General features: G+C 65.7%; 19 protein-coding genes. 7 read left to right on the top strand and 12 right to left on the bottom strand.

Translation table 11 applies throughout. The features are described from left to right. Positions 1-9: 9 nt before the first annotated feature. The 6 genes from HCU76_RS07945 to HCU76_RS07920 all read right to left on the bottom strand — a co-directional run bounded on the left by HCU76_RS07945 (position 10) and on the right by HCU76_RS07920 (position 4,873). Positions 10-996, bottom strand: coding sequence for a TRAP transporter substrate-binding protein (locus HCU76_RS07945; RefSeq protein WP_213956208.1), 987 nt, complete (start codon positions 994-996; stop codon positions 10-12). 73 nt (positions 997-1,069) lie between these two features. Continuing rightward, positions 1,070-1,882, bottom strand: a complete 813-nt coding sequence (locus tag HCU76_RS07940) for an NAD(P)-dependent oxidoreductase (protein ID WP_213956209.1) — start codon at positions 1,880-1,882, stop codon at positions 1,070-1,072. An 11-nt stretch (positions 1,883-1,893) separates the two neighbouring features. Beyond that, the gene (locus HCU76_RS07935; protein WP_213956210.1) at positions 1,894-2,691 is read right to left on the bottom strand and encodes a transporter substrate-binding domain-containing protein; all 798 of its coding nucleotides are present in this window, start codon (positions 2,689-2,691) and stop codon (positions 1,894-1,896) included. A 57-nt stretch (positions 2,692-2,748) separates the two neighbouring features. After that, positions 2,749-3,477 (bottom strand): amino acid ABC transporter ATP-binding protein, encoded by a 729-nt coding sequence (locus HCU76_RS07930; protein WP_213956211.1) that lies wholly within the window; start codon positions 3,475-3,477, stop codon positions 2,749-2,751. Continuing rightward, positions 3,461-4,114: an amino acid ABC transporter permease gene (locus HCU76_RS07925; RefSeq protein WP_213956212.1), complete on the bottom strand. Its 654-nt coding sequence runs from the start codon at positions 4,112-4,114 to the stop codon at positions 3,461-3,463. Before HCU76_RS07925 ends, HCU76_RS07930 begins: the two co-directional genes overlap by 17 nt. A 9-nt stretch (positions 4,115-4,123) precedes the next feature. Beyond that, entirely contained in the window at positions 4,124-4,873 is a 750-nt protein-coding gene (locus HCU76_RS07920) for an amino acid ABC transporter permease (protein ID WP_213956213.1), read from the bottom strand. A 131-nt stretch (positions 4,874-5,004) separates the two neighbouring features. On the opposite strand from HCU76_RS07920, the gene HCU76_RS07915 reads away from it, so the two are divergent. From HCU76_RS07915 to HCU76_RS07885, 7 genes are all read left to right on the top strand, one after another. After that, on the top strand, positions 5,005-5,799 hold the full coding sequence (locus tag HCU76_RS07915; protein WP_213956214.1) for a FadR/GntR family transcriptional regulator: 795 nt from the start codon (positions 5,005-5,007) through the stop codon (positions 5,797-5,799). Between the two features lie 116 nt (positions 5,800-5,915). Further along, positions 5,916-6,905, top strand: a complete 990-nt coding sequence (locus tag HCU76_RS07910) for a tripartite tricarboxylate transporter substrate binding protein (RefSeq protein ID WP_213956215.1) — start codon at positions 5,916-5,918, stop codon at positions 6,903-6,905. Positions 6,906-7,098: 193 nt separating this feature from the next. Beyond that, on the top strand, positions 7,099-8,016 hold the full coding sequence (gene kdgD, locus HCU76_RS07905) for a 5-dehydro-4-deoxyglucarate dehydratase (protein ID WP_213956216.1): 918 nt from the start codon (positions 7,099-7,101) through the stop codon (positions 8,014-8,016). A gap of 150 nt (positions 8,017-8,166) precedes the next feature. Further along, on the top strand, positions 8,167-8,625 hold the full coding sequence (locus HCU76_RS07900; RefSeq protein ID WP_218508945.1) for a nuclear transport factor 2 family protein: 459 nt from the start codon (positions 8,167-8,169) through the stop codon (positions 8,623-8,625). A gap of 142 nt (positions 8,626-8,767) precedes the next feature. Beyond that, entirely contained in the window at positions 8,768-10,204 is a 1,437-nt protein-coding gene (locus HCU76_RS07895) for an aldehyde dehydrogenase family protein (RefSeq protein ID WP_218508944.1), read from the top strand. A 168-nt stretch (positions 10,205-10,372) separates the two neighbouring features. Then, positions 10,373-10,681 (top strand): hypothetical protein, encoded by a 309-nt coding sequence (locus HCU76_RS07890; protein ID WP_218508943.1) that lies wholly within the window; start codon positions 10,373-10,375, stop codon positions 10,679-10,681. A gap of 128 nt (positions 10,682-10,809) precedes the next feature. Further along, positions 10,810-11,136 carry a GYD domain-containing protein gene (locus HCU76_RS07885; RefSeq protein ID WP_218508942.1) on the top strand — a complete coding sequence of 109 codons (327 nt, stop codon included), beginning with the start codon at positions 10,810-10,812 and terminating at the stop codon, positions 11,134-11,136. Between the two features lie 10 nt (positions 11,137-11,146). Here HCU76_RS07885 and HCU76_RS07880 read toward each other — a convergent pair whose 3' ends face one another. Genes HCU76_RS07880 through HCU76_RS07855 form a run of 6 tightly spaced genes read right to left on the bottom strand, consistent with a single transcriptional unit; the run spans position 11,147 to position 20,141 of the window. Further along, positions 11,147-12,409, bottom strand: a complete 1,263-nt coding sequence (locus HCU76_RS07880) for a catalase family protein (RefSeq protein ID WP_218508941.1) — start codon at positions 12,407-12,409, stop codon at positions 11,147-11,149. Then, on the bottom strand, positions 12,406-13,914 hold the full coding sequence (locus HCU76_RS07875) for a hypothetical protein (protein WP_218508940.1): 1,509 nt from the start codon (positions 13,912-13,914) through the stop codon (positions 12,406-12,408). The genes HCU76_RS07880 and HCU76_RS07875 overlap by 4 nt, the downstream gene beginning before the upstream one ends. Next, positions 13,911-15,209: a hypothetical protein gene (locus HCU76_RS07870; RefSeq protein ID WP_218508939.1), complete on the bottom strand. Its 1,299-nt coding sequence runs from the start codon at positions 15,207-15,209 to the stop codon at positions 13,911-13,913. The genes HCU76_RS07875 and HCU76_RS07870 overlap by 4 nt, the downstream gene beginning before the upstream one ends. 27 nt (positions 15,210-15,236) lie before the next feature. Continuing rightward, complete coding sequence (locus tag HCU76_RS07865; protein WP_213956224.1) at positions 15,237-15,668, bottom strand: hypothetical protein; 432 nt, start codon at positions 15,666-15,668, stop codon at positions 15,237-15,239. A 60-nt stretch (positions 15,669-15,728) separates the two neighbouring features. Continuing rightward, positions 15,729-17,594 (bottom strand): GMC family oxidoreductase, encoded by a 1,866-nt coding sequence (locus HCU76_RS07860; RefSeq protein WP_218508938.1) that lies wholly within the window; start codon positions 17,592-17,594, stop codon positions 15,729-15,731. A 21-nt stretch (positions 17,595-17,615) separates the two neighbouring features. Beyond that, positions 17,616-20,141, bottom strand: coding sequence for a hypothetical protein (locus tag HCU76_RS07855; protein ID WP_213956226.1), 2,526 nt, complete (start codon positions 20,139-20,141; stop codon positions 17,616-17,618). Positions 20,142-20,183 lie beyond the last annotated feature (42 nt).

Genomic DNA, 20,183 nt, shown 5'->3' with positions numbered 1-20,183 from the left:
GCACGGCCATTACTTCGTGTTCACGATTTCCGCGACGAGGGCCTTGAGTTCAGGCGTGGTCGCGAACTTGTCCCACACCGGCTTCTCGACGTCGACAAAGCCCTTGCGGTCGATGTCCGCGGCCGGCACGATCTTGGCGCCGCCCTTGATGACGGCCGCCTTGGCGTCCTTCTCACGCGCTTCCCAGAGCTTGACGTAGTAGGGCACCGAGTCCTTCGCGGCCTTGCGGATCTGCTCTTGCTGGTCCTTGGGCAGCGTGTCCCAGATCTTCTTGGAAAACACGAGCACCTCAGGCGTCATGACGTGCATCGTTTCCGAATACACGGGCGCCGATTCGTAGTGCTTGGCTTCTTCGTACGAGGGGTAGTTGTTCTCGGCAGCGTCGACCAGGCCGGTCTTCAGGCCGGTGTAGACCTCGGCCAGGGGCATGGGCGTGGGCGATCCGCCAGCGGCGGTCACCAGGCTCACCATCAGGTCGGACGGCTGCACGCGGATCTTCATGCCCTTCATGTCGGCAACGGTCTTGACGGGCTTCTTGGCATACACCGAGCGCGCGCCACTTTCATAGAAGCACAGGCCGACGAAGCCGGCCTTCTCGAACGAGGCCAGGATCTTGTCGCCGGTCGGGCCGTACATCACCTTGCGGAAATGCTCGATGTCGCGGAACAGGAAGGGCAGCGACGGAATCACCGAATCCGGCACGATGCCGTGGAACGAGGCCGAGCTGACGCGCACCATGTCGAGCGCGCCGATCTTGACCTGCTCGACCGTGTCCTTTTCCGAACCCAGGGCGCTGTCGGCGAAGATCTTGATCTTGTCCTTGCCGCCCGAGGCCTTGGCCAGGTCGTCGCTCATCTGCTTGACGGCCATGTTGGTCGGGAAGTCCTTGGAGTGCACTTCCGCGGAACGGAAGTCGCGGGCTTGCGCGGCGCCGGCCGCCAGTGCGAGCACTGCCGTCGCGACGACGCTGAGAAGCTTGGCTTGTTTGAATTTCATCTGTCTTCCTTGGGTTGAGATGGAGACCCTCGTCTCCGATGCACTGCTTACAAAAAGGGGTGGAACCGGCGCTTCATTCAAAGGGGCCTTGCGCGGTGAAGGCGCCGCCCTGGTAGATGGCGTTCGGGTCATCGGCTGCGACCGGCGGCTGGGCCTCGACCTTGGCGCGGAACGGTTCCGATGAATCCTGCGGCACGAAGCCCAGGCGCGCGGCGGCGCTGTTGTCCCACCAGACGTCGCGATTGGCCGACATGCCGTAGACGATGGTGTGCTTCACGTCGGGCGTGAACAGGCACTTCTCGACCAGGTTGGTCAGGTCGCGGTAGCTCAGCCACGAACTCATCATCCGGCGGTTGAGTGGCTCGGGGAACGAGGAGCCGATGCGGATGCTGACCGTCTCGATGCCGTAGCGGTCGTAATAGAACTGGGCCACGTCCTCGCCGAAGGCCTTCGACAGGCCATAGTTGCCGTCGGGCCGTTTCGCGGCGGTGGCGTCGATGTGCTCGGTCTGCCTGTAGAAGCCGATCACATGGTTGGAACTGGCGAACACGATGCGCTTGCAGCCGTGGCGGCGTGCCGCTTCGTAGAGATGGAACACGCCCTTGATGTTGGCTTCAAGGATTTCCTCGAAGGGGCGCTCGACCGACACACCGCCCAGGTGGACGATGGCGTCGCAGCCGGCCACCAGTGCGTCGACCGCGGCCTTGTCGGCCAGGTCGCACACCACGACTTCTTCGTGCGGACCCTCGGCCGCGGCGGGGGCTGCAAGATCGGACACGCGAATCACGTCCGCAAAGGGACGCAAGCGCTCGCGCAGGACCTTGCCCAGGCCGCCGGCCGCGCCGGTCAGGAGCAGGCGCTTGACCTTCAGGTTGGAAGTCGACATTCAGGTCCTCCTCACGCGGGCTTCACGACATTGGTGGGCAGGTCGCGGCCGTGGTACTTCTTGTAGATGGCATTGAGCTTGCCGTTCTTGACGTTGGTCGACACCCAGGCGTTGATCCATTCCTTCAGCTTCGGCTCGCCCTTGTTCATCGTGATGCCGAGGCCCGAGTCGAGTTGCGAGAACTTCATCTCGAAGTTCTTGCCCGGGGCGCGCTTGTTGATCTCGCCCATGTTCGAAGGCGTGCTCGAGAAGATGTCGACCTGGCCAGTGACCACCGAGGTGATGAGCGTGGCGTCGTCCTCATAGCGCATGATTTCGGCGCCCTTGGCTTCCTTGGTCGTCAGCGTGTCGTTGGTGGTGGCGCGCGTGAGGCCGATCTTCTTGCCATTCAGGTCCGCGTAGCTGGCGATCTTCATGTCCTTGGGCGCGCCGACCATGATGGTGATGGCCGAATAGGGAATCGAGAAGTCGACGACCTTGGCGCGTTCCTCGGTGATCGACAAGCTGGAAATCACGAGGTCCGCGCGCTGCGCTTGCAGGGTAGGAATCCGGGCGGCGGTGGTGATCGGCACGATCTCGAGCTTCACGCCCAGGTCTTTGGCCAGTTCGGTTGCGGTATCGACGTCGGAGCCGGTGGGCTGAAGGTTCGCGTCGGCATAGCTGAACAGCGGCGTGCCGATGGCGATCGCCACGCGAACCTTGCCGGCCTTCTTGATGTCGTCGAACTGGTCGGCCAGCGCGGCGTGCGCACCGCAGGCCAGCAATACGGCGGCGATGGCGGTGCGGGCGAACATGGTCTTGGAAGTCATTGGAAGTCTCCTGGAATGATTCGTTGAATGGAAGGAACAAAAAAACGGGTGTGGCGCCTACAGGCCGTTGTCGAGGAAGGCCTTGAGCTCGGCGGTCTTCGGCGAATCGAGCATGTCGCCCGCGCCGGTTTCCCAGACCTTGCCCTGGTGCATGTAGATGATCCGGTCGGCCACGCGCTTGGCGAAGGCCATCTCGTGCGTCACCAGCAGCATGGTCATGCCGCCGGCCGCGAGGTCTTCCATCACGCGCAGCACTTCGCCGGTGAGTTGCGGGTCGAGCGCGGAAGTGACTTCGTCGAACAGCATGACCTTGGGCGACATGGCCAGCGACCGGGCAATCGCCACGCGCTGCTGCTGGCCGCCCGAGAGTTGCTCGGGATAGGCGCCGGCCTTTTCCTTCAGGCCGACCTGGTCGAGCACGCGCATGCTGACCTCGTGCGCCTCGCTGCGCGACAGCTTCTTCACGTGGCGCAGCGCCAGCATGATGTTTTCCTCGACCGTGAGGTGCGGGAAGAGGTTGTAGCTCTGGAACACGATGCCCACTTCGAGCCGCAGGCGCTTCAGGTCGACCGAGGGGCTGTCGACGCGGATGCCGGCGACTTCGATGGTGCCGCGGTCGATGGCTTCGAGCCGGTCGATGCAGCGCAAGGCCGTGCTCTTGCCCGAGCCGCTGGCGCCGATGATCGCGATCATCTCGCCCTTGGCCACTTCGAACGAGACGCCCTTGAGGACCTGGTTCGAGCCGAAGCTCTTGTACACGTCCTGGAGACTAACGATTGGCGACATTGAGCTTTTTCTCCATCGCTTCGCTCCAGCGCGACAGCGGATAGCACAGGGCGAAATAGAAGGCGCCCACGATGCTGAAGATCAGGAAGGGCTGGAAGATCGAGTTGTTGATGATCTGGCCCGCGCGTGTCAGTTCGACAAAACCGATGACCGAGGCCAGCGATGTCATCTTGATGATCTGCACCAGGAAGCCCACGGTCGGCGGCAGGGAAAGCCGCACGGCCTGCGGAATGATCACGAGGCGCAGCGTCTGCCAGCGCGAGAAGGCCAGGCACTCGGCGGCTTCCCATTGCGGCTTGGGCATGGCCTCGACGCAGCCACGCCAGATGTCGCCCAGGTAGGCGCTGACGTAGACCATCATCGCCAGCCCCGCGGCCACCAACGAGGGCAACTGGAACCCGTACACCGACAGCCCGAAGTACACGATGAACAGCAGGATCAGCAGCGGAATGCCCTGGATGCACTCGATGTACGCGACGGCCAGCCAGCGCAGCCAGGGCCGCGGCGAGATGCGCGCGAGCATCACGCCGAAGCCGCCCACCGCGCCGAGCGCGAAGGCCAGCGCGGAGAGCACCAATGTCCACCCGATCGAGGTGAACAGGTAGAGCAGGTGGGTGAGCGAGAAGCTGCCGAACATCGCTTGCCCCTATGCGGCGCCGCCGTGGCTCGCCACGTTGGCTTGCGTGGTGTCGACCATCAGCCGGCCCGAGCTGGCAGCGGCCTTGCGCAGCACGCGCCGGCGGCGGAACAGGTATTCGCCGAGCAGGCCGGTGACGAACTTGATGACGAGGGACAACACCAGGTAGAGGGCCGCCACCACGATGTACGTTTCAAGAGAACGGAAGGTGTCCGACTGCACCGTGTTGGCGATGGCCGTGAGTTCTTCCGCCGAGATCTGGGAGGCCATGGCCGAGGCCTGCATCATCAGCAGGAACTGGCTGGTGAGGGCCGGGTAGACCTTTTCGATCGACGGCTGCAGCATCACATGCCAGCCGATGCGCCATTTCGACAGTCCCAGGCATTCGGCCGCCTCGATCTGCCCGCGCGGCACCGACTCCAGCCCGGCGCGGATGATCTCTGCCGCATATGCCGCGATGTTGATGATCATCGCCAGCACCGCCGCCGCGAAGGTCGGCATGCGCACCCCGAAACTGGCCAGCCCGAAGTACAGCAGGAAGATCTGCACCAGGAAGGGCGTGTTGCGCACCACCTCGATATAGGCCGAGCACAGGCGCGCGAGCGGCTTGTTCCTGCCGCGCTTGGCAAAGGCCACCAGCGTGCCGACCGCCACGCCCACGACCACGGCCACCGCGGTCATCTTGAGCGTGAGCCAGGCCCCGTTCACGAAGACGGGCCAATAGGGAAGCAGGGGGGTGAAGTCGAGGGAGTACTTCATGGCCGGGTGGCTCGAACGTTGAACATGAAGTTTTTATCTCGTATTGTCAGTTATGTGTTGTCGTACAACGAGGCCCGAATTATGATCAAGACATGGCGATGACTGATACGGGTAATCCCTTAAAAAGAGACATGCGGGCCACAACAACAAGCACGGAAGCCGGCGCCCCCTTCGTCGGCCGCCCGCGCCAACGCGCACGCGGCCTGGCCCATGGCCTGGTCGACGACCTGAGCGACAAGATCCGCAACCAGGTGCTGCGCCCCGGCGACAAGCTGCCCACCGAATCCGAAATCATGCAGGCCTACAGCGTCAGCCGCACCGTGGTGCGCGAGGCGTTGTCGAAGCTGCAGGCGGCCGAGTTGGTCGAGACGCACCATGGCGTGGGCACCTTCGTGCTGCAGCCGCGCGCGGGAGGTGTGTTCCGGCTCGACCCGGGCGAAATCGCCGCATCGGTCGACGTGCTGGCCGTGCTCGAGCTGCGCATCAGCCTGGAGACCGAGTCGGCCGGGCTGGCCGCCAGCCGCCGTACCGACGAGCAGCTGCTGGCCATGCGCCAGGCGCTCGACGAATTCGAGAGCAACGTGTCGGCAGCAGGGGACACGGTGTCGCCCGACTTCCGCTTCCACCTGGCGATCGCCAAGGCGACCGGCAATCCGTACTTCGCGGACATCATGAGCCACCTCGGCACCACGATCATCCCGCGCACGCGCATCAGCGCCATCCGCAACAGCGACCGCGGCGGGGCCTACCTGACGCGCGTCAACCGCGAGCACGAAGAGATCTATGCCGCGATCGCGCGGCGCGACCCCGAATCAGCGCGCGCCGCCATGCGCATCCACCTGACGAACAGCCGCGAACGGCTGCGCGTGGCGCAAGAGGCCGCGCAAAAGACCGCCGCCCCCACGCCCCCGGCTTCCGAAGCCTGAGTTTTTTGAGGCTGCCCCGCTGGACGTGTTGTATTTTTAGTTGTACGATGACTGACGACGAAAATGATTGCGCTGTCATTTCGAGCGCACCTGACAAACCCTTCAAGGAGACAACAATGATTCCTGCACGTCGCTCCCTTCTTGCCGCCGGCGTGGCCAGCCTGCTGGCTGCCGCACCGATCGCGGCACTGGCCCAGGCCGCCGCGCCGGCCAACTGGCCCACCAAGCCGATCAAGATCATCGTTCCGTACCCGCCGGGCGGCTCGTCGGACATCATTGCGCGCTTCATCAGCCAGCCGCTGTCGCTGGCGCTGGGCCAACCGGTGATCGTCGAGAACCGGGCAGGCGCCAACGGCAACCTGGGTGCGGACGCCGTCTCTAAATCGGCTCCGGACGGCTACACGCTGCTGCTGTGCGACGTGGGCGCGCTGGCCATCAGCCCATCGGTCTACACCAAGCTCTCGTTCGACCCTTCGAAGGACCTGCGCGGCGTGACCATGCTGGCCTATTCGCCGCACCTGCTGGTGGTGCATCCGTCGGTCAAGGCCAGCAACCTGAAGGAACTGGTCGCCTTGTCGAAGACCAGCGACCTGAACTTCGCGGTGACCGCCACCGGCAGCGCGCCGCACCTGGCCGGCGTGGCGTTGCAGCGCGCGGTCGGCGCCAAGTGGACCTACGTGCCGTACAAGGGCGGCGTGCAGGCGGTGCAGGACACCGTCGCCGGCCAGACCCAGATCCTGATGAACGGCATGCTGGCGACGCTGCCGCAAGTGCAGGGCGGCAAGCTCAAGGTGCTGGGCGTATCGAAGGCCACCCGCATGCCGCTGCTGGGCGACGTGCCGACCATCGCGGAGCAAGGCGTGCCCGGGTTCGAAACCGGCACCTGGCAAGGTGTGCGCGTGGCCAAGGGCACGCCGGACGCGATCATCCAGCGCCTGAACAAGGAACTGATCACCATCATCCGCTCCGCCGACATTCGCTCGCGCATGGCGGTACAGGGCGCAGAGGTCGTGACGATGTCTCCGGCTGAAGAGGAAGCCTTCTTCAACAAGGAGCGCGCGCGCTGGGCCAAGGTGGTCGCCGACGCCGACATCAAGCTCGATTGACCGAAGCCGCGAATCTTCCTGCTGCGGACGCCGATCTCGGGCCTGCGGTGCTCACCGTACCAGAGTACGGCTCCGCTCCTCGACCCGACCTCAACGCCCTCGCTACGGAATCTTCGCGACTTCTACGCGCGTTCTTATCGCGATTTCCGCTCCCCGTTTCTATTGCCAATCCATCCACTGAACGTTCTCAACAATGAATCCGCAAGAACTCAAGACCATCATGGGCTCCGGCCTTCTCTCGTTTCCGTTGACCGACTTCGACGCGAACGGCGACTTCAACAAGCAGGGCTATGAAAAGCGCCTCGAATGGCTGGCGCCTTATGGCGCGACCGCCTTGTTCGCAGCGGGCGGCACGGGCGAGTTCTTCTCGCTGACCGGCGCGGAATACCCCGGCATCATCAAGACGGCCGTCGACACCTGCAAGGGCGTGGTGCCGATCATTGCCGGCGCCGGCGGCCCGACGCGCTTTGCCATCGAATGCGCGCAGGCCGCCGAGAAGGCCGGCGCGCACGGCATCCTGCTGCTGCCGCATTACCTCACCGAAGCCGGCCAGGAAGGCCTGGCTGCGCACGTGGAAGCCGTGTGCAAGAGCGTGGACTTCGGCGTGATCATCTACAACCGCGGCTCGACGCGCTTCAAGCCCGAGACGCTGGCCAGGCTGGCTGAACGCAACCCCAACCTGGTCGGTTTCAAGGATGGCATCGGCGACATCGAAACCATGGTCGCGATCTACCAGCGCATGGGCGACCGCTTCGCCTACCTGGGTGGCCTGCCGACTGCCGAGGTCTATGCCGCCGCCTACAAGGCCATGGGTACGCCGGTGTACTCGTCGGCCGTGTTCAACTTCATCCCGAAGACGGCGATGGACTTCTACCACGCGGTAGCAAACGACGACATGACCACGCAGCATCGCCTGCTGAAGGACTTCTTCATGCCGTACCTCGATTTGCGCAACCGCATGCAAGGCTACGCGGTCAGCATCATCAAGGCCGGCGCGAAGATCGTCGGCCACGATGCAGGCCCGGTGCGCACGCCATTGACTGACCTGAAGGCCGACGAGATGGACATGCTCAAGGCCTTGATCGACAAGCTGGGCCCTCAAGGCCTGTAATTCGCCCGCAGGCTGCGGACGCCCGGTGCGCGCAAGGCGATCTCCGGCGGGGCCTGCAGCGGCGGGCCGGCGACGCCGGTACCGCGGTGCTCCGCGTGAAGAGTTTCCATCCGCAAGAAGAACTTCGACAACAACCCCAGGAGACGCCAAATGCTGAAGAAACTGATCCTCATCATCGCCGCCACCGTGGCACTCGCCGGTTGCGCCGGCATGTCGTCTGGCGGCGCATCGTCGCCGGGCGATGCGCAGGCCGTGGCGGCCGCCGCCGAGAAGCTGCGCGTGGCAATGATCGACCCGACACCCGCCGCGCTCAACGCGCTGGTCGCCGACGACTTGAGCTACGGGCATTCAGGCGGCAAGGTCGACACCAAGACCAGCTTCATGGCCGACCTGATGAGCGGTGCGTCGGACTTCGTGACCATCGCGATCACCGAACAGACCATCAAGATCGTCGGCAACAACGCGATCGTGCGGCACACGCTCACCGCCGACACCAACGATGGCGGCAAGCCGGGCAAGGTCGCGATCAAGATCCTCGGCGTCTGGCAGAAGCAGGGCGGCGACTGGAAGCTGCTGGCGCGCCAGGCCGTTCGCCCACCGGCGCCGTGAGTGCCGCCCGGTCGTGCGCAGGCGCACGGAGCGCACAGCGCGGCGCTCGACCCGCGAACGCCATCCCATAGCCATCACACGCGGGGGCCGAAGCCGCATACGCTTCGGCCCTCACGTCTTTCCACCTCAAGGACATCCTGACATGCAACAACACGACAACCTCATCGGCGGCCAGTGGACCCGGGGCAATGCCTACAGCCCGAACCTGAACCCGTCGAACCTGGGCGACACGATCGCCGAGTACACGCAGGGCGACGCCACGCACGTCGAAGCCGCCGTGGCCGCCGCCACCGCCGCCTTCCCGGCATGGGCCACAGGCAGCATCCAGGCCCGCTCCGATGCGCTCGACAAGATCGGCACCGAGATCCTCGCGCGGCGAGAAGAGCTTGGCACGCTGCTGTCGCGCGAAGAAGGCAAGACCAAGGCGGAGGGCATCGGCGAAGCCACGCGCGCCGGCCAGATCTTCAAGTTCTTCGCGGGTGAGTGCCTGCGCCTGTCGGGCGAGACGCTGCCTTCGGTGCGCCCGAACATCGGCGTCGAGATCACACGCGAGCCGGTCGGCGTCGTCGGCCTGATCACGCCGTGGAACTTCCCCATCGCGATTCCCGCGTGGAAGATCGCGCCCGCACTGGCCTTCGGCAATTGCGTGGTGCTGAAGCCGGCCGACCTGGTGCCGGGTTCCTCCTGGGCCCTGGCCGAGATCATCAGCCGCTCGGGCATTCCGGCCGGCGTGTTCAACCTGGTGATGGGCCGCGGCAGCGTCATCGGCAATGCGCTCGTGAACCATCCCGGCATCCATGCGATCAGCTTCACCGGCTCGGTGGGCGTGGGCCGCAACATCGCGATCCAGTGCGTCACCAACCACAAGAAGGTGCAGCTGGAGATGGGCGGCAAGAACCCGCAGGTCATCCTCGATGACGCCGACCTCGCGCAAGCCGTCGAGCTCAGCGTGCAGAGCGCCTTCTATTCGACCGGCCAGCGCTGCACTGCATCGAGCCGCCTGATCGTCACCGAAGGCATCTATCCGAAGTTCATCGCCGCGATGCAGGAACGCATGGCGAAGATCAAGGTGGGTGACGCGCTCGCGGCCGGCACCGACATCGGCCCGGTGTCGAGCCAGTCGCAACTCGACCAGGACCTGGAATACATCGCCATCGGCAAGGGCGAAGGGGCCACGCTGGCGGCGGGTGGCGAACGCCTGAAGCTGGGCACCGAGGGCTACTACATGTCGCCCGCATTGTTCAGCGAATCGGTCGCATCGATGCGCATCAACAAGGAAGAGATCTTCGGCCCGGTGGCAAGCGTCATCAAGGTCAAGAACTACGAAGAGGCGCTGTTCACCGCCAACGACACAGAGTTCGGCCTGTCCGCCGGCATTGCGACCACGAGCCTGAAGTACGCCACGCACTTCAAGCGCCACAGCCAGGCCGGCATGGTGATGGTCAACCTGCCGACCGCGGGCGTCGACTACCACGTGCCCTTCGGCGGCCGCAAGGGATCGAGCTACGGCCCGCGCGAACAGGGCAAGTACGCGCAAGAATTCTTCACCACGGTGAAGACGGCGTATACGCTGGCGTAGGACATTTCGGCAATGCGGCGTGAAAGCGCCGCGCGCCGGCGCGGCAAGGTCTGCCGTGTCGGCGGAAGGCGGGCACACGCCGGCATCCGTGCCTTTGTTCCTCGAGGTAAGCGCAAGTAAAAAACACAATTCCCGCATGGCGACGTTTCGCTCGCCCCAGGAGTTGCCGTGTTTTCCCAGATCAATCTTCCCGCTTGCATGATGCAGGCCTTCGCGCTTGCGCTGGTCTTGTGGGTCGCCATGCCCGCTGCGCAGGCACAGTCATCGCCAGCCAGGGCCTTCGTCGTCGAACTGCACCAGCAACATCGCAGTGACGGAGGGACCATCCCGTGGTCGTACAAGCGGGTGGCAAATGCAGACGCCTTGCGCGCCATGTTTCCGGGACTGAAGTCGCTCCAGATCCAGGGCCAGATCCTTCCGACGGCCGGCGACTTGCGCGTGCCCAGTGCGTTCACAGGCCGGCAAGCCTCGCTCTGAGCCTTGTGCCGGCTGCGTTGCTTTTCGCCGCCGAAGGAGTACAAAAATGGCCCCAACCAAGGCAAGGCCTCGTCCGGCAATCCTGCGCGGATCCGGCCGAGCCTCGATTCACAAGAACGGAGCGGGGCATGCCGACATTCATCTCGCATTTCAGCTACAGCGCCGAGGCTTGGCAAAAACTGTGCAAGAACCCGGAGGACCGCAGCGTACCGATCAGGGCGCTGGTGGAAAAGCTGGGTGGCAAGCTGGTCAGCATGTACTACATGGCAGGCGAGCACGACGGGATCATCATCTACGAAGTAGCGGATGCGAAGGTCGCCGCGACCGTCGCCGTCGCGGCCACCCTCCCCGGACACGTGCGCAGCATCCAGACCGGTCAGCTCTACACCGTCGCGGAAGCGATGGAAGTGATGGGCTCCGCGGGCAAGCTGGCGTTTCCGGCGCCGAAGGGCTGACGGGGCGGGATCAGTCGAAGCGTTCGTCCCCGTCCGGCTCGTAGTGCGGCACGTCGTTCATCCGGTGCCGCAGTTGCGATAGCTCCCAATACATCCGCTTGCGCGCCCGGCTCTGGTTGCCCAGCGGCCGGTGCTCCGCAATCGTGTGCCACGGGTTGTAGGAAAGCCGCTTCGCAAATGCCATCTGGTCGGGCGAATTGAAGGTCTGCTTGGGCAGGCGCAGCGTCGCGACCGGGATGCGGGGCGACAGCTTCTCGGGCCACAGCACGCCGGCGTTCTCGATGGGCATCAGGTGCGGGTCGGTCTGCATCTGTATGCGCACTTCCAGTTCGACATCGCCTTCCGACAGTGCCGACACCATGGCATTGCGCAGGTAGTCGTCGGGCGGACGGAACGGCAGGCGCGGAATGCGCGTCTTCCTGTTCGACGTGGGCCACACCGAATACACCATCGCCTGGCCCTCGCCCATGAGGTAGGGCACGCAACTGAAGTAGGGCGCCTCGAAGGGGCTCGACTGCGTCTTGATGTACAGCGACTGCATGACCAGGTCGAGCACGTGCGAGTCGTGCAGGTTGACGAAGTAGAAGACCTGCGCGTTCTTCACGCTCCACTTCTGCAGCGCCGCATTGGCCTTGGCATCGGGCGTGACGAAGGTCGGGGTCGACACGCCGAACATGTCGAGCGTGTGCTTCTCTTCCGCCAGCAGCTTGGGCCCCTCCACCCCCATGAGCTTGATGCTGATGCTCATGAAGCCGACGTCGTCGATGTCTGGCGTGATGTAGGGGCCCGGCCCCGAGAAGCGCACCCAGGCCTTGAAGGTCTGCGGCTTCGCATAGATGCCGCGGCGCATGTGCTCCGGCAGGTTGTCGTGCACGGTGAATTCGCCGCGCACGATGCCCTGCGTCTTGGTGTTGCCGCCGCGCTCGAAGCCGCCGGGCTTCCACAGGTCGGTCATCTGCTGGGTGAAGCTCTGGACGATCGAGTCGGTCCAGGCTTCCTCGTCGACCAGCAGGCGTTCCTCGGCGATCTTCAGGTGCTCGTCGACGCGCTTGCCGTTGATCAGCGCGGTGGCCAGGCGCGCCAGCGGATCCTTCAGCAGCGCATCGAAGACAGGTCGCACGAAGGGGTCGAAGCGGCGCTCCAGGCGGATCAGCGCCATGCCCGTGTCGGCGACGATATCGCGCCAGGCCACGCCGGTGCTGGAGCGCGGTTGCGGACGGCTGGTGTTGGAGTCGGCGTTCGGTCGGGTCGTGCCGGGTCGGTTGGGGTTCATGGCTGCACCTTTGACAGGAATCGAAGGGCACGGATGCCGGGCATGAAGAAGTAGCCGCCGCCGAGCACGGTGATGAACTGCGGCAGTCCGGTCACGCGCCGGTCGCAGCCGTTGGCCACCGGGATCGAGAAGCTGTCGGTGGGTGCGCCGGCAGGGTCGGGTTGGCGGTTGCCCAGCAAGGGATCGCTTTCGCCATGCAGGCTGTCGAAGCGCACGCCTGCGAGCCAGGCGCCCTGCACGAACTCGAACTGGCGCGTGATGTTCGCGGCCAGGCAGATGAAGTGCAGGCCGGTGCCGTCGCGCTCATGGTCTCCGTGCGCCGTGTCGAGGGGCGCGGCCAGCGCCTGTTGCAGCGTGAGCTTCGTGCCGTATTCGCGTCCGCGCCGCAGCAGGCGGTGGAAGCGCGTCGACGAGACGTGGTCATTGGCCAGTGCATCTGCATCGCAGCCCAGCGTGCGGATGGCCCACGAGATGAAGCCCCTGGTGCCCGGCGGCAGGTCGGCATTGCGCGGGTTGCTGCGACGAATGTGGGCGCCGACGGGGCAATGCAGGCCTTCCTCGTCGCCGCGGTAGGTGAAGGTGTTGCGCGGGTCGTCTTCGCCGGCGATGGGTTCGCCGGTGGGGATCAGCGGGTCGCCGTCGATGCTGCGGCCGACCATGGCCTCCGCCAGGTGCGTGCGCGCGGCAACGTCGCCATGCGCGACGCCGTCGACGAATTGCCAGAAGCGGCCGACGTCCTGCCGCAGCTGGCGCAGCACGAGGTAGCTGCCGTTGCGGCCGAGGTCGGCCATGTCGGGCTGGTCCTCGGCGCGCGGGAGGTCGGCATCGGGGTGGCGCTGTGGATCGAGGAGGGGGCGCTCGGTGTATTCGCCGTATTCGTTGGGATGGCCCAGCACGAATTCGCCGAGGCATGCGATGTTGGTGTAGTCGCGCAGTTCCTGGTCGACGGCGGGGCGTTCGCGCTCCCAGTCGATGTTGGGCTCGGAAATGCCATCCTTGAAGCCGAAGGGCTCGCGGCCGCCCATGTCGGTGGTGGAGAGACGCTTCACCAGCGTGAAGCCGGCCTGGCATCCCGCAAGCACCTCGTCCTGCCACGCGGCCAGCCTGCCCTCTGTCGCATACAGCAGCACGACCACATGCGGGACGACCTGGGGCGTGTTGCCCCACTGCCAGCGCGCGGGATCGTTCTCTCCGACGTCGCCGAGCCGCCGTGCCCGGCTTTCGTCGCTGCTCATTCCGGCGACGAACTCCGGCGAAAAGTCTTGCACGATGTCCTTGGGCACGCCGAGGGCGCAGAGGCCGCGACAACTCAGCGCCACCTGCAGCGCGGTGCATGGCGCCGACTTCGGCTTCACCGCGTTGTTCACCTGGCATTCCGAAAGCCAGGCGCGCGCCGCGGCGGCGTCGCGCACGTCGAGCAGGAGGAAGCAGGCCTCCTTCAGCTTGCCGTAGCCGAACGCGACAAGGCCCTGGATGTCGTCGAGGTCGACGAGTTCCTGGCTCATAGCAACCTCAGCCAGGCCAACGCCTGTGCGTCGTCCATGCGATCCGCATCGACGCCCGCCCGGATGCGCCGGTTGCGCTCCAGGTCGCCGAGCGTGAGGCCGGGGTAGGCGCGATACCAGACCTGTGTCGGCAGCTGATGGCGGCGCTGGTAGTGCTTGAAGCGTTGCTCGTGCCGCGCGCCGCCGAAGACGAGCCACTCGGTGCGCGGCCAGCCGAAGCCGTTGCTGAAGACCAGGTTCAGGCCCCACGCCGCCTTGTTGACGAAGTCGTCCATGTAGCTCTCGTGGCTGCCGTCGTAGTCGCTCGCGAACAGCACGCGCCGCCGGTCGTCGATGAACACCCAGCGCGCGAAGTGGATGGTCTGGATGCGCGCCAGGTGTCCCTTGCCGAAGAAATGCCGCGCCGCATAGTCGATGAGCAGCAGGATCACCGGCACCAGCGCGCGGCGAAACCACCCCGGCTTGACGGCGCCCAGCGCGGTGAAGCTGTTGGTCAGGTCATGGTCTTCCAGCCCCTGCATCGCGCGCACGGCGGCAGCGTCCGGTCGGGGGCAATGCTCCGGGTCGGTCTTCTCCTGCCTGCGCAGGATGACGAGCGCGAAAGGGAGCACGAGCAGCAGCGGCAACAGCATCAGCGGGATCATGACGAAGTGGATGGCGTTGCGCAGGTCCCAGCCCGGCGGCGTGGATTCGGGTTCGGTCAGCGCCAAGCCGCCGGCGGCCTGTTCATCCTTCACGAAGTCGAGCAGCGCCTGCCGCAGCACCTGCGGGTCGGAGACCGTGCCGTGCGCCGAGCCGCGCGGCACGCGGGCCGAGAGCGCCTTCTGCAGTGCGCTTTCCTCCCGCACCTGGCGCACGGTGCGGCCGATGCGGTTGACGTAGTGCGTGTCTACATGCACGTCGTGCGACTTCATCCATGTCAGCAGGTCGGTCGAGGTGTTGAAGCCTTCGCAGTGCGAGAAGATGCGTGACAGGCCGCGGCCGGCGAAGTGCGCGAATTCGGCCAACTGCGCATCGGCCGCTCCATCGCATACGCCCAGGAACACGAGGTACAGCGGCGGTGCCTGCGGGCGGGGCAGGCCGAAGAGGTCGAAGTCGGCGAGTGTCGAATCGTCCAGCAGCGCGAAGCGCGCGTAGTGCAGCTTGTTGAAGAGGCCGAAGGGCAGCACGCCGTTCGCCGGATCGGCCGTACCGGCCTTGCCCGCCACGTTCATTCCGTCGAGCAATGCGCGCAGCGCGCCTTCGCGGCCGGCAGCGACCGCGGCCAGCACCGTGAAGGGCGATTGAGGGGTCACCGAGGCGCCCGGGTTTCCTGGACGTGCTCAGAACTGCAGGCAGAAGTCGATCAGCCGGTCCTTGTCCCAATACACCTTGCCGAGGTAGAAGTTCGGCCCGATGAGACGGATCTCGTCGCGTATCCGGCTGGCCACGAACGAGGTTTCGGAGTAGTCGAGCACGATGCATTCCTTGTCGTCGAGCCAGCTCTTGTCCTTGTAGACCCTGGCGACGATCGCGTGCACGCCAAAGGCCGAGATCTTGTTCTTGAGCACGCCCTTTTGCGCGTCGAAGATCTTTCCCTGCCAGCCGAACACATTGATGATCTGCGCGATGCTGTCGGAGAACTTCGTGCCCGGCGCGACGATGGCGGTGCCTTTCGCCTCGCCGTTGGGGATGTCGCCGGGAGGGCTGGCCTTGAACAGGTCGTCGAGTTGCTGCTGGGTCATGCCGAGCAGTTGCGGAACGTCGTATGCCATGGGTCTTCTCCTCTGGAGTTGAGCAGCCGGAAAGCAGTGTCGACCGGTCGCGGGAGGCCGTCAATTTGTCGAAAGAGGTGTCTGCGTGGCGGTGGCCAGCAGCATGTCGGCCGCCTTCTCGGCCAGCATGTAGATCGCCGCGGCGATGAAGAAGCCGGGAATTCTCGGAAAGGCCGAGGCATCCACCACCCGCAACCGCGACACGCCATGCACCGCCAGCGTGCTGTCGAGCACGCCGCCCTTGTCGCGCTCCCCGATGGGGCAGGAACACGATGCATGGTGGCCCCACGCGGTGTCGCGCACGTATTGCGCGAGCGCCTCGTCGCTTTCGCAGCCGGCGCCCGGCAGGCACTCCTTCGTGACGAGCCCGCTCGCATGCAGCGGCGCCGTCAGCTCGCGCACCGAGCGAATGGCCTGCACCACGGCGCTGAGGTCGTCGTCGGCATCGTCCTCGTCGCCTTCGTCGAAGTAGTGGAAGTTCACCTCCGGCGTGTCGCGCGGGTCGGCCGAGCGCAACCGCACGCGGCCGGCGCGGTTGCGCGTGTGGCCCTTGAGGATGGCCCAGGTGAGGCGGTCCGGCTCGTCGCGGATGAGGTCGGAGAACTTGGGGAAGTAGCCCTCGAAGCGGGCCAGCAATGCCATGCAGAAGATGTCGGGCTCGTTGCCCGCGCGCTCGCTGCGCGTCACCATGCCAATGGCCGCGCCGTTGGAGCTGTACATGCCGTCGCCCGATGACTTCCAGCGCTGCCACAGCGGATCGTCCTTCGTCCACCGTGCGCCCTGGAGCACCTGCCAGGGCCGGCGGGTTTCGTGCGTCACCGCGACCTCGTAGCGGTCCTGCAGGTTGCGGCCCACGCCCTGCAGGTCCACCCGCGTTTCGATGCCGTGCGCCTGCAATTCCTCCGTCGGCCCGATGCCCGAGAGCATCAACAGTTGCGGCGTGTTGAAGGCGCCGCCGCACAGGATGACCTCGCGCCGTGCGAACACCTGCCGCACTTCGCCCTTCGAATCGCTGGGCTCCGGATGGGCGCGGTAGAGGTGTGCGCCCTTGCGGTATTCGATGCCCATGGCGCCGCCCTGGGCGTCGAAGAGCACGCGCGTGGCCAGCGCGTGCAGCTCGACATGCAGGTTGTCGGGGCAACGCCGGGCCACGTCGCGCAGCCGTTCGCGCACGCCGTAGCGGCGATGGCGCGCGGTGGCCAGCGGCGTGTAGCAGAGGCCTTCGAAACTGTCGCCGGAAGCGCGCCGCGAATTGGGGTCGCCCCAGCCGCCGCGCATCCAGTGCCATGCGCTCGCGAGCGGCGTCGGCAGGTGGCGGACGAAGCCGCCGATGGTGTCGCGCAGCGCGCGCATCAGGCCGTCGTCATGCAGCACCGACAGCGGCATCGCCTTCTCCGTGCGCAGCCAGCCGCTCCAGCCGTGGCCCGTCGGATCGATGCCGAGGTGGCGGATGGCGCGCCACACGGGCCGGTGCCGGCAGTTCTCGATGCGCTGCGCATAGCGCCGCATGCGCGAGGCCTGCCAGGACACGTCGCCGGTGAGCCGCGCGATGTCGTCCCAGTCGGAATCGTGTGGTGGCATGAAGATCATGGCGTTGTGCACCGTGCAGCCGCCCAGCGCCGCGGCGCGCGGATAGAGCACGCCCTGGCCGGCGCGGTACTTGGGGTCCCGCGCCTGGCGTTGCTCATCCGCGTAGTGGCGCACGTGGAAGTTCCAGGCCAGCGCCGGGTTCTCGCAGGCGAAGGCATGGAAGGCCGGTACGTCGTAGTCGTCGGGCAGGCGCTCGGCCTCGGCGCGCGGATCGCCGCCGGCCTCGAGCACGAACACGCGCATGCCGGACTCGGCCAGGCGCGCCGCCAGCACGCCCCCGCCCGCACCGGAGCCCACGATCACGTAGTCCCACTCAGACGCCTGTTCATCGGTCATGTGCGGTTGTGGGCGCACGTGTCAGAAGGTCTTGAGGAAGGCAATGAGCGCTCGCTTGTCGTCCTCACTCAACACGGGCTCCTCGCCGAAGGAGCGTTCGTCGCCGCTCAGGCCGGCCTGGTTGTTGAACTCGGCCGTGCCGAAGTAGTGGCCGCGGTTGACCACGAAGTCGGGGCACTTGCTCAGTTCCAGCAAGGGCTCGCGCAGGTCGGCGAAGTGCTTGCGCAGGTCCTCGTCGGTGGCGTTGGCCGGCGCCGAGAGCAGGTCGCCCTTCATCTTGAGCGCGAGCTTGCCGAGCTTGGCCGCGTGCTCGGCCTGTTCGGCGAGGCCAGGGTCTTCGGAGCGCAGGCGCAGGTTGGCCAGCAGGCTGATCGGCATGCCCTTGGGGATGGGGCCTAGCTCCACGTCGCCGCCGCTGGAGACCAGCGCCGGCAGCCAGCGGTGCAGCGTGCCTTGCAGCGGCTGCAGGGCGTCCGGCACGAAGCCGACCGGGATGGTCACGCTGCTGCGCTCGGTGGTGCGGTCGATGACGCCGTTGACCTTGATGCCGAGTTCGGAGTCGCGCTCGCGCTTCTCGGGCCACAGCATCTGTTCGATCGATGCGTCGAACACCTTCATGCGCGCCTCCACCGACGGGTTGATGTCGAAGGGCCCGACCGAATTGTTGAGCAGGAAGGGCGCGGTCGACCAGATGCTGATGAGGGATGGCACACGGGTGTAGCCGCGTCCGCCGGCCGGCATCACGTAGGGCCGCGCTTCTCCGGTGAAGGGGTCGGCGACCGTGACGGTGCCGATCGAGGGCAGCGACTTGTAGGTGCTCGACGAGAAGTTGTCCCAGATGTTGCCGGCCAAGGCATTGGTGGCGAGCGGGCTGCACACGTTGGTGCGCAGCAAGGTGGCGGGTATGCGCACCTCGGTCGAGAGGTAGTTGTTCTCCAGGAAGTCCGGCGCCTGCACGATGGCGCGCATCTTCGCCTTGTAGTCCTCGGTCTGCGTCCACGCCCAGTACTTCTTGAAGCAGTCGAGGTAGCCGGGGCCGGCGCACTGGGCCGGCGAGACGTCCACCGCCACCGGCGGCGCCTTGCTCGAGTGGCAACGCGCGCAGGTGTCGGCAAAGGCGACCTTGCCTTTTTCAAGCGTGGCTGTATCGGCGGCGAGGTACTTGTCGCCGCCGGGTGCGTCCTTCAGGTGGTCGGGCCTGGCGGCCTTCAGGAAGAACAAGGCGGTGTTGGGCGTGCCCAGTTCGGTCGCCTGCCAGTAGCTGGAGTTCTTCTGGGCATCGGCGATCTTGATGGGCGTGATGGTCTTGCCGCCGACCACCGGATTGAAATGCAGCAGCCACTCCTCGCTGAACAGGCCGATGTTCAGGTACACGCGGTTGAGCGCGCCGAGCAGGCCCACCGAATCGGCGCCATCCTTCAGCACGTGCGGCGTCTTCACGGTCTGGTCAGCCTTCGAATAGAACTCGGTCAACGGGCCGCTGTCGAGGAAGTCGTTGAACTGCTTGTTGTCGCGTTCGCCGCCGGTCAGCTTCTCCTGGCCGAGGCGCTTGGCGACGCCCATGCGGTCGGGGAAGTCATACACCGCGTTCATGGTGCGCGGGTTGTTGATGCTGTCGGTGGAAATCAGCGAGGTGTCCATCGAGCCCGGCCTGAAGGTGTGGGCCAGCTGGTACATGAAGTTCTTGCGGCCTTCGGGCATGTTCGAGTTGTGGATGAAGAGGCGGTCCACCCACATGTACTGCGCGCCGACGGAGGAACTGAGGTTCTCCCACTTCGGGTTGTTGGCATCCGCCGGCGGCTTCACCGGGCTCGGCCCGAGGTGGCAGAAGCCGCAGGACATGCCCACGCGATAGGGGCGCACCAGGTCGGCGCGGTTGTAGTACTCGGGCTTGGTGTAGTACTTCTCCGCGTCCCATTCCTTGGCGGCCTTCTCGTCGAAGGCGGGGTTGGGGAAGAGCCGCAGGCCGGCGATGCCGGTGGCATAGCCGTAGTAGGACCCCACAGCTTGCGTGGTGCCGTCGCCGAGCGGCTTGCCGCGTGAGCCGACGGCCACGCCGGGGTACTTGGTTTCGTTCTCGAAGGGGTCGGGTGCGCAACCCTTGTCCCGCACGTCGAGCCACAGGCCGCGCCGGGCCGGATCGGGGCCGGTGGCCTTGTTGAAGCAAGGCTCGTTCACCAGGCCGAAGTACTCCCAGCGGTTGACGCGCGAATAGCCCTGGGTCGGATGCGAGCTGATGATCTTCAGGAGGTCGAACGCGCCGTAGGTGTAGTCGGTCATCTTGTTCCAGAGGCGGTCGTTGCCGCCGCTCCAGACCAGCCACATGTTGCGACCCTTGATTTCTTCGGGTGAGAGCGCGATGCCGCCATCCATGTCCTTGAAGTAGTCCTCGTCGGCATGCGGGAAGGACTTGGCGTCGCGTTTCGCGAGCATCGCTTCGTCCAGCACGGTGCCGGCCTCGGGTTCGTTCTTCGAGCAGCCGGCAACAAACAGGGCGCACAAGACCAGCGGGAGCAGCCTTGAGGTGGCCCAGCAATCCTTGTTCATTGCCACTCCTCATGCACGGTCGGGTCAACGCGCAAAAGCACA

The organism is Variovorax sp. dw_308, from assembly GCF_019207085.1.
GTDB lineage: Bacteria > Pseudomonadota > Gammaproteobacteria > Burkholderiales > Burkholderiaceae_C > Variovorax.
The sequence above is the reverse complement of the archived record's forward strand: the minus strand, read 5'-3'. Positions and strand labels throughout refer to the sequence as shown.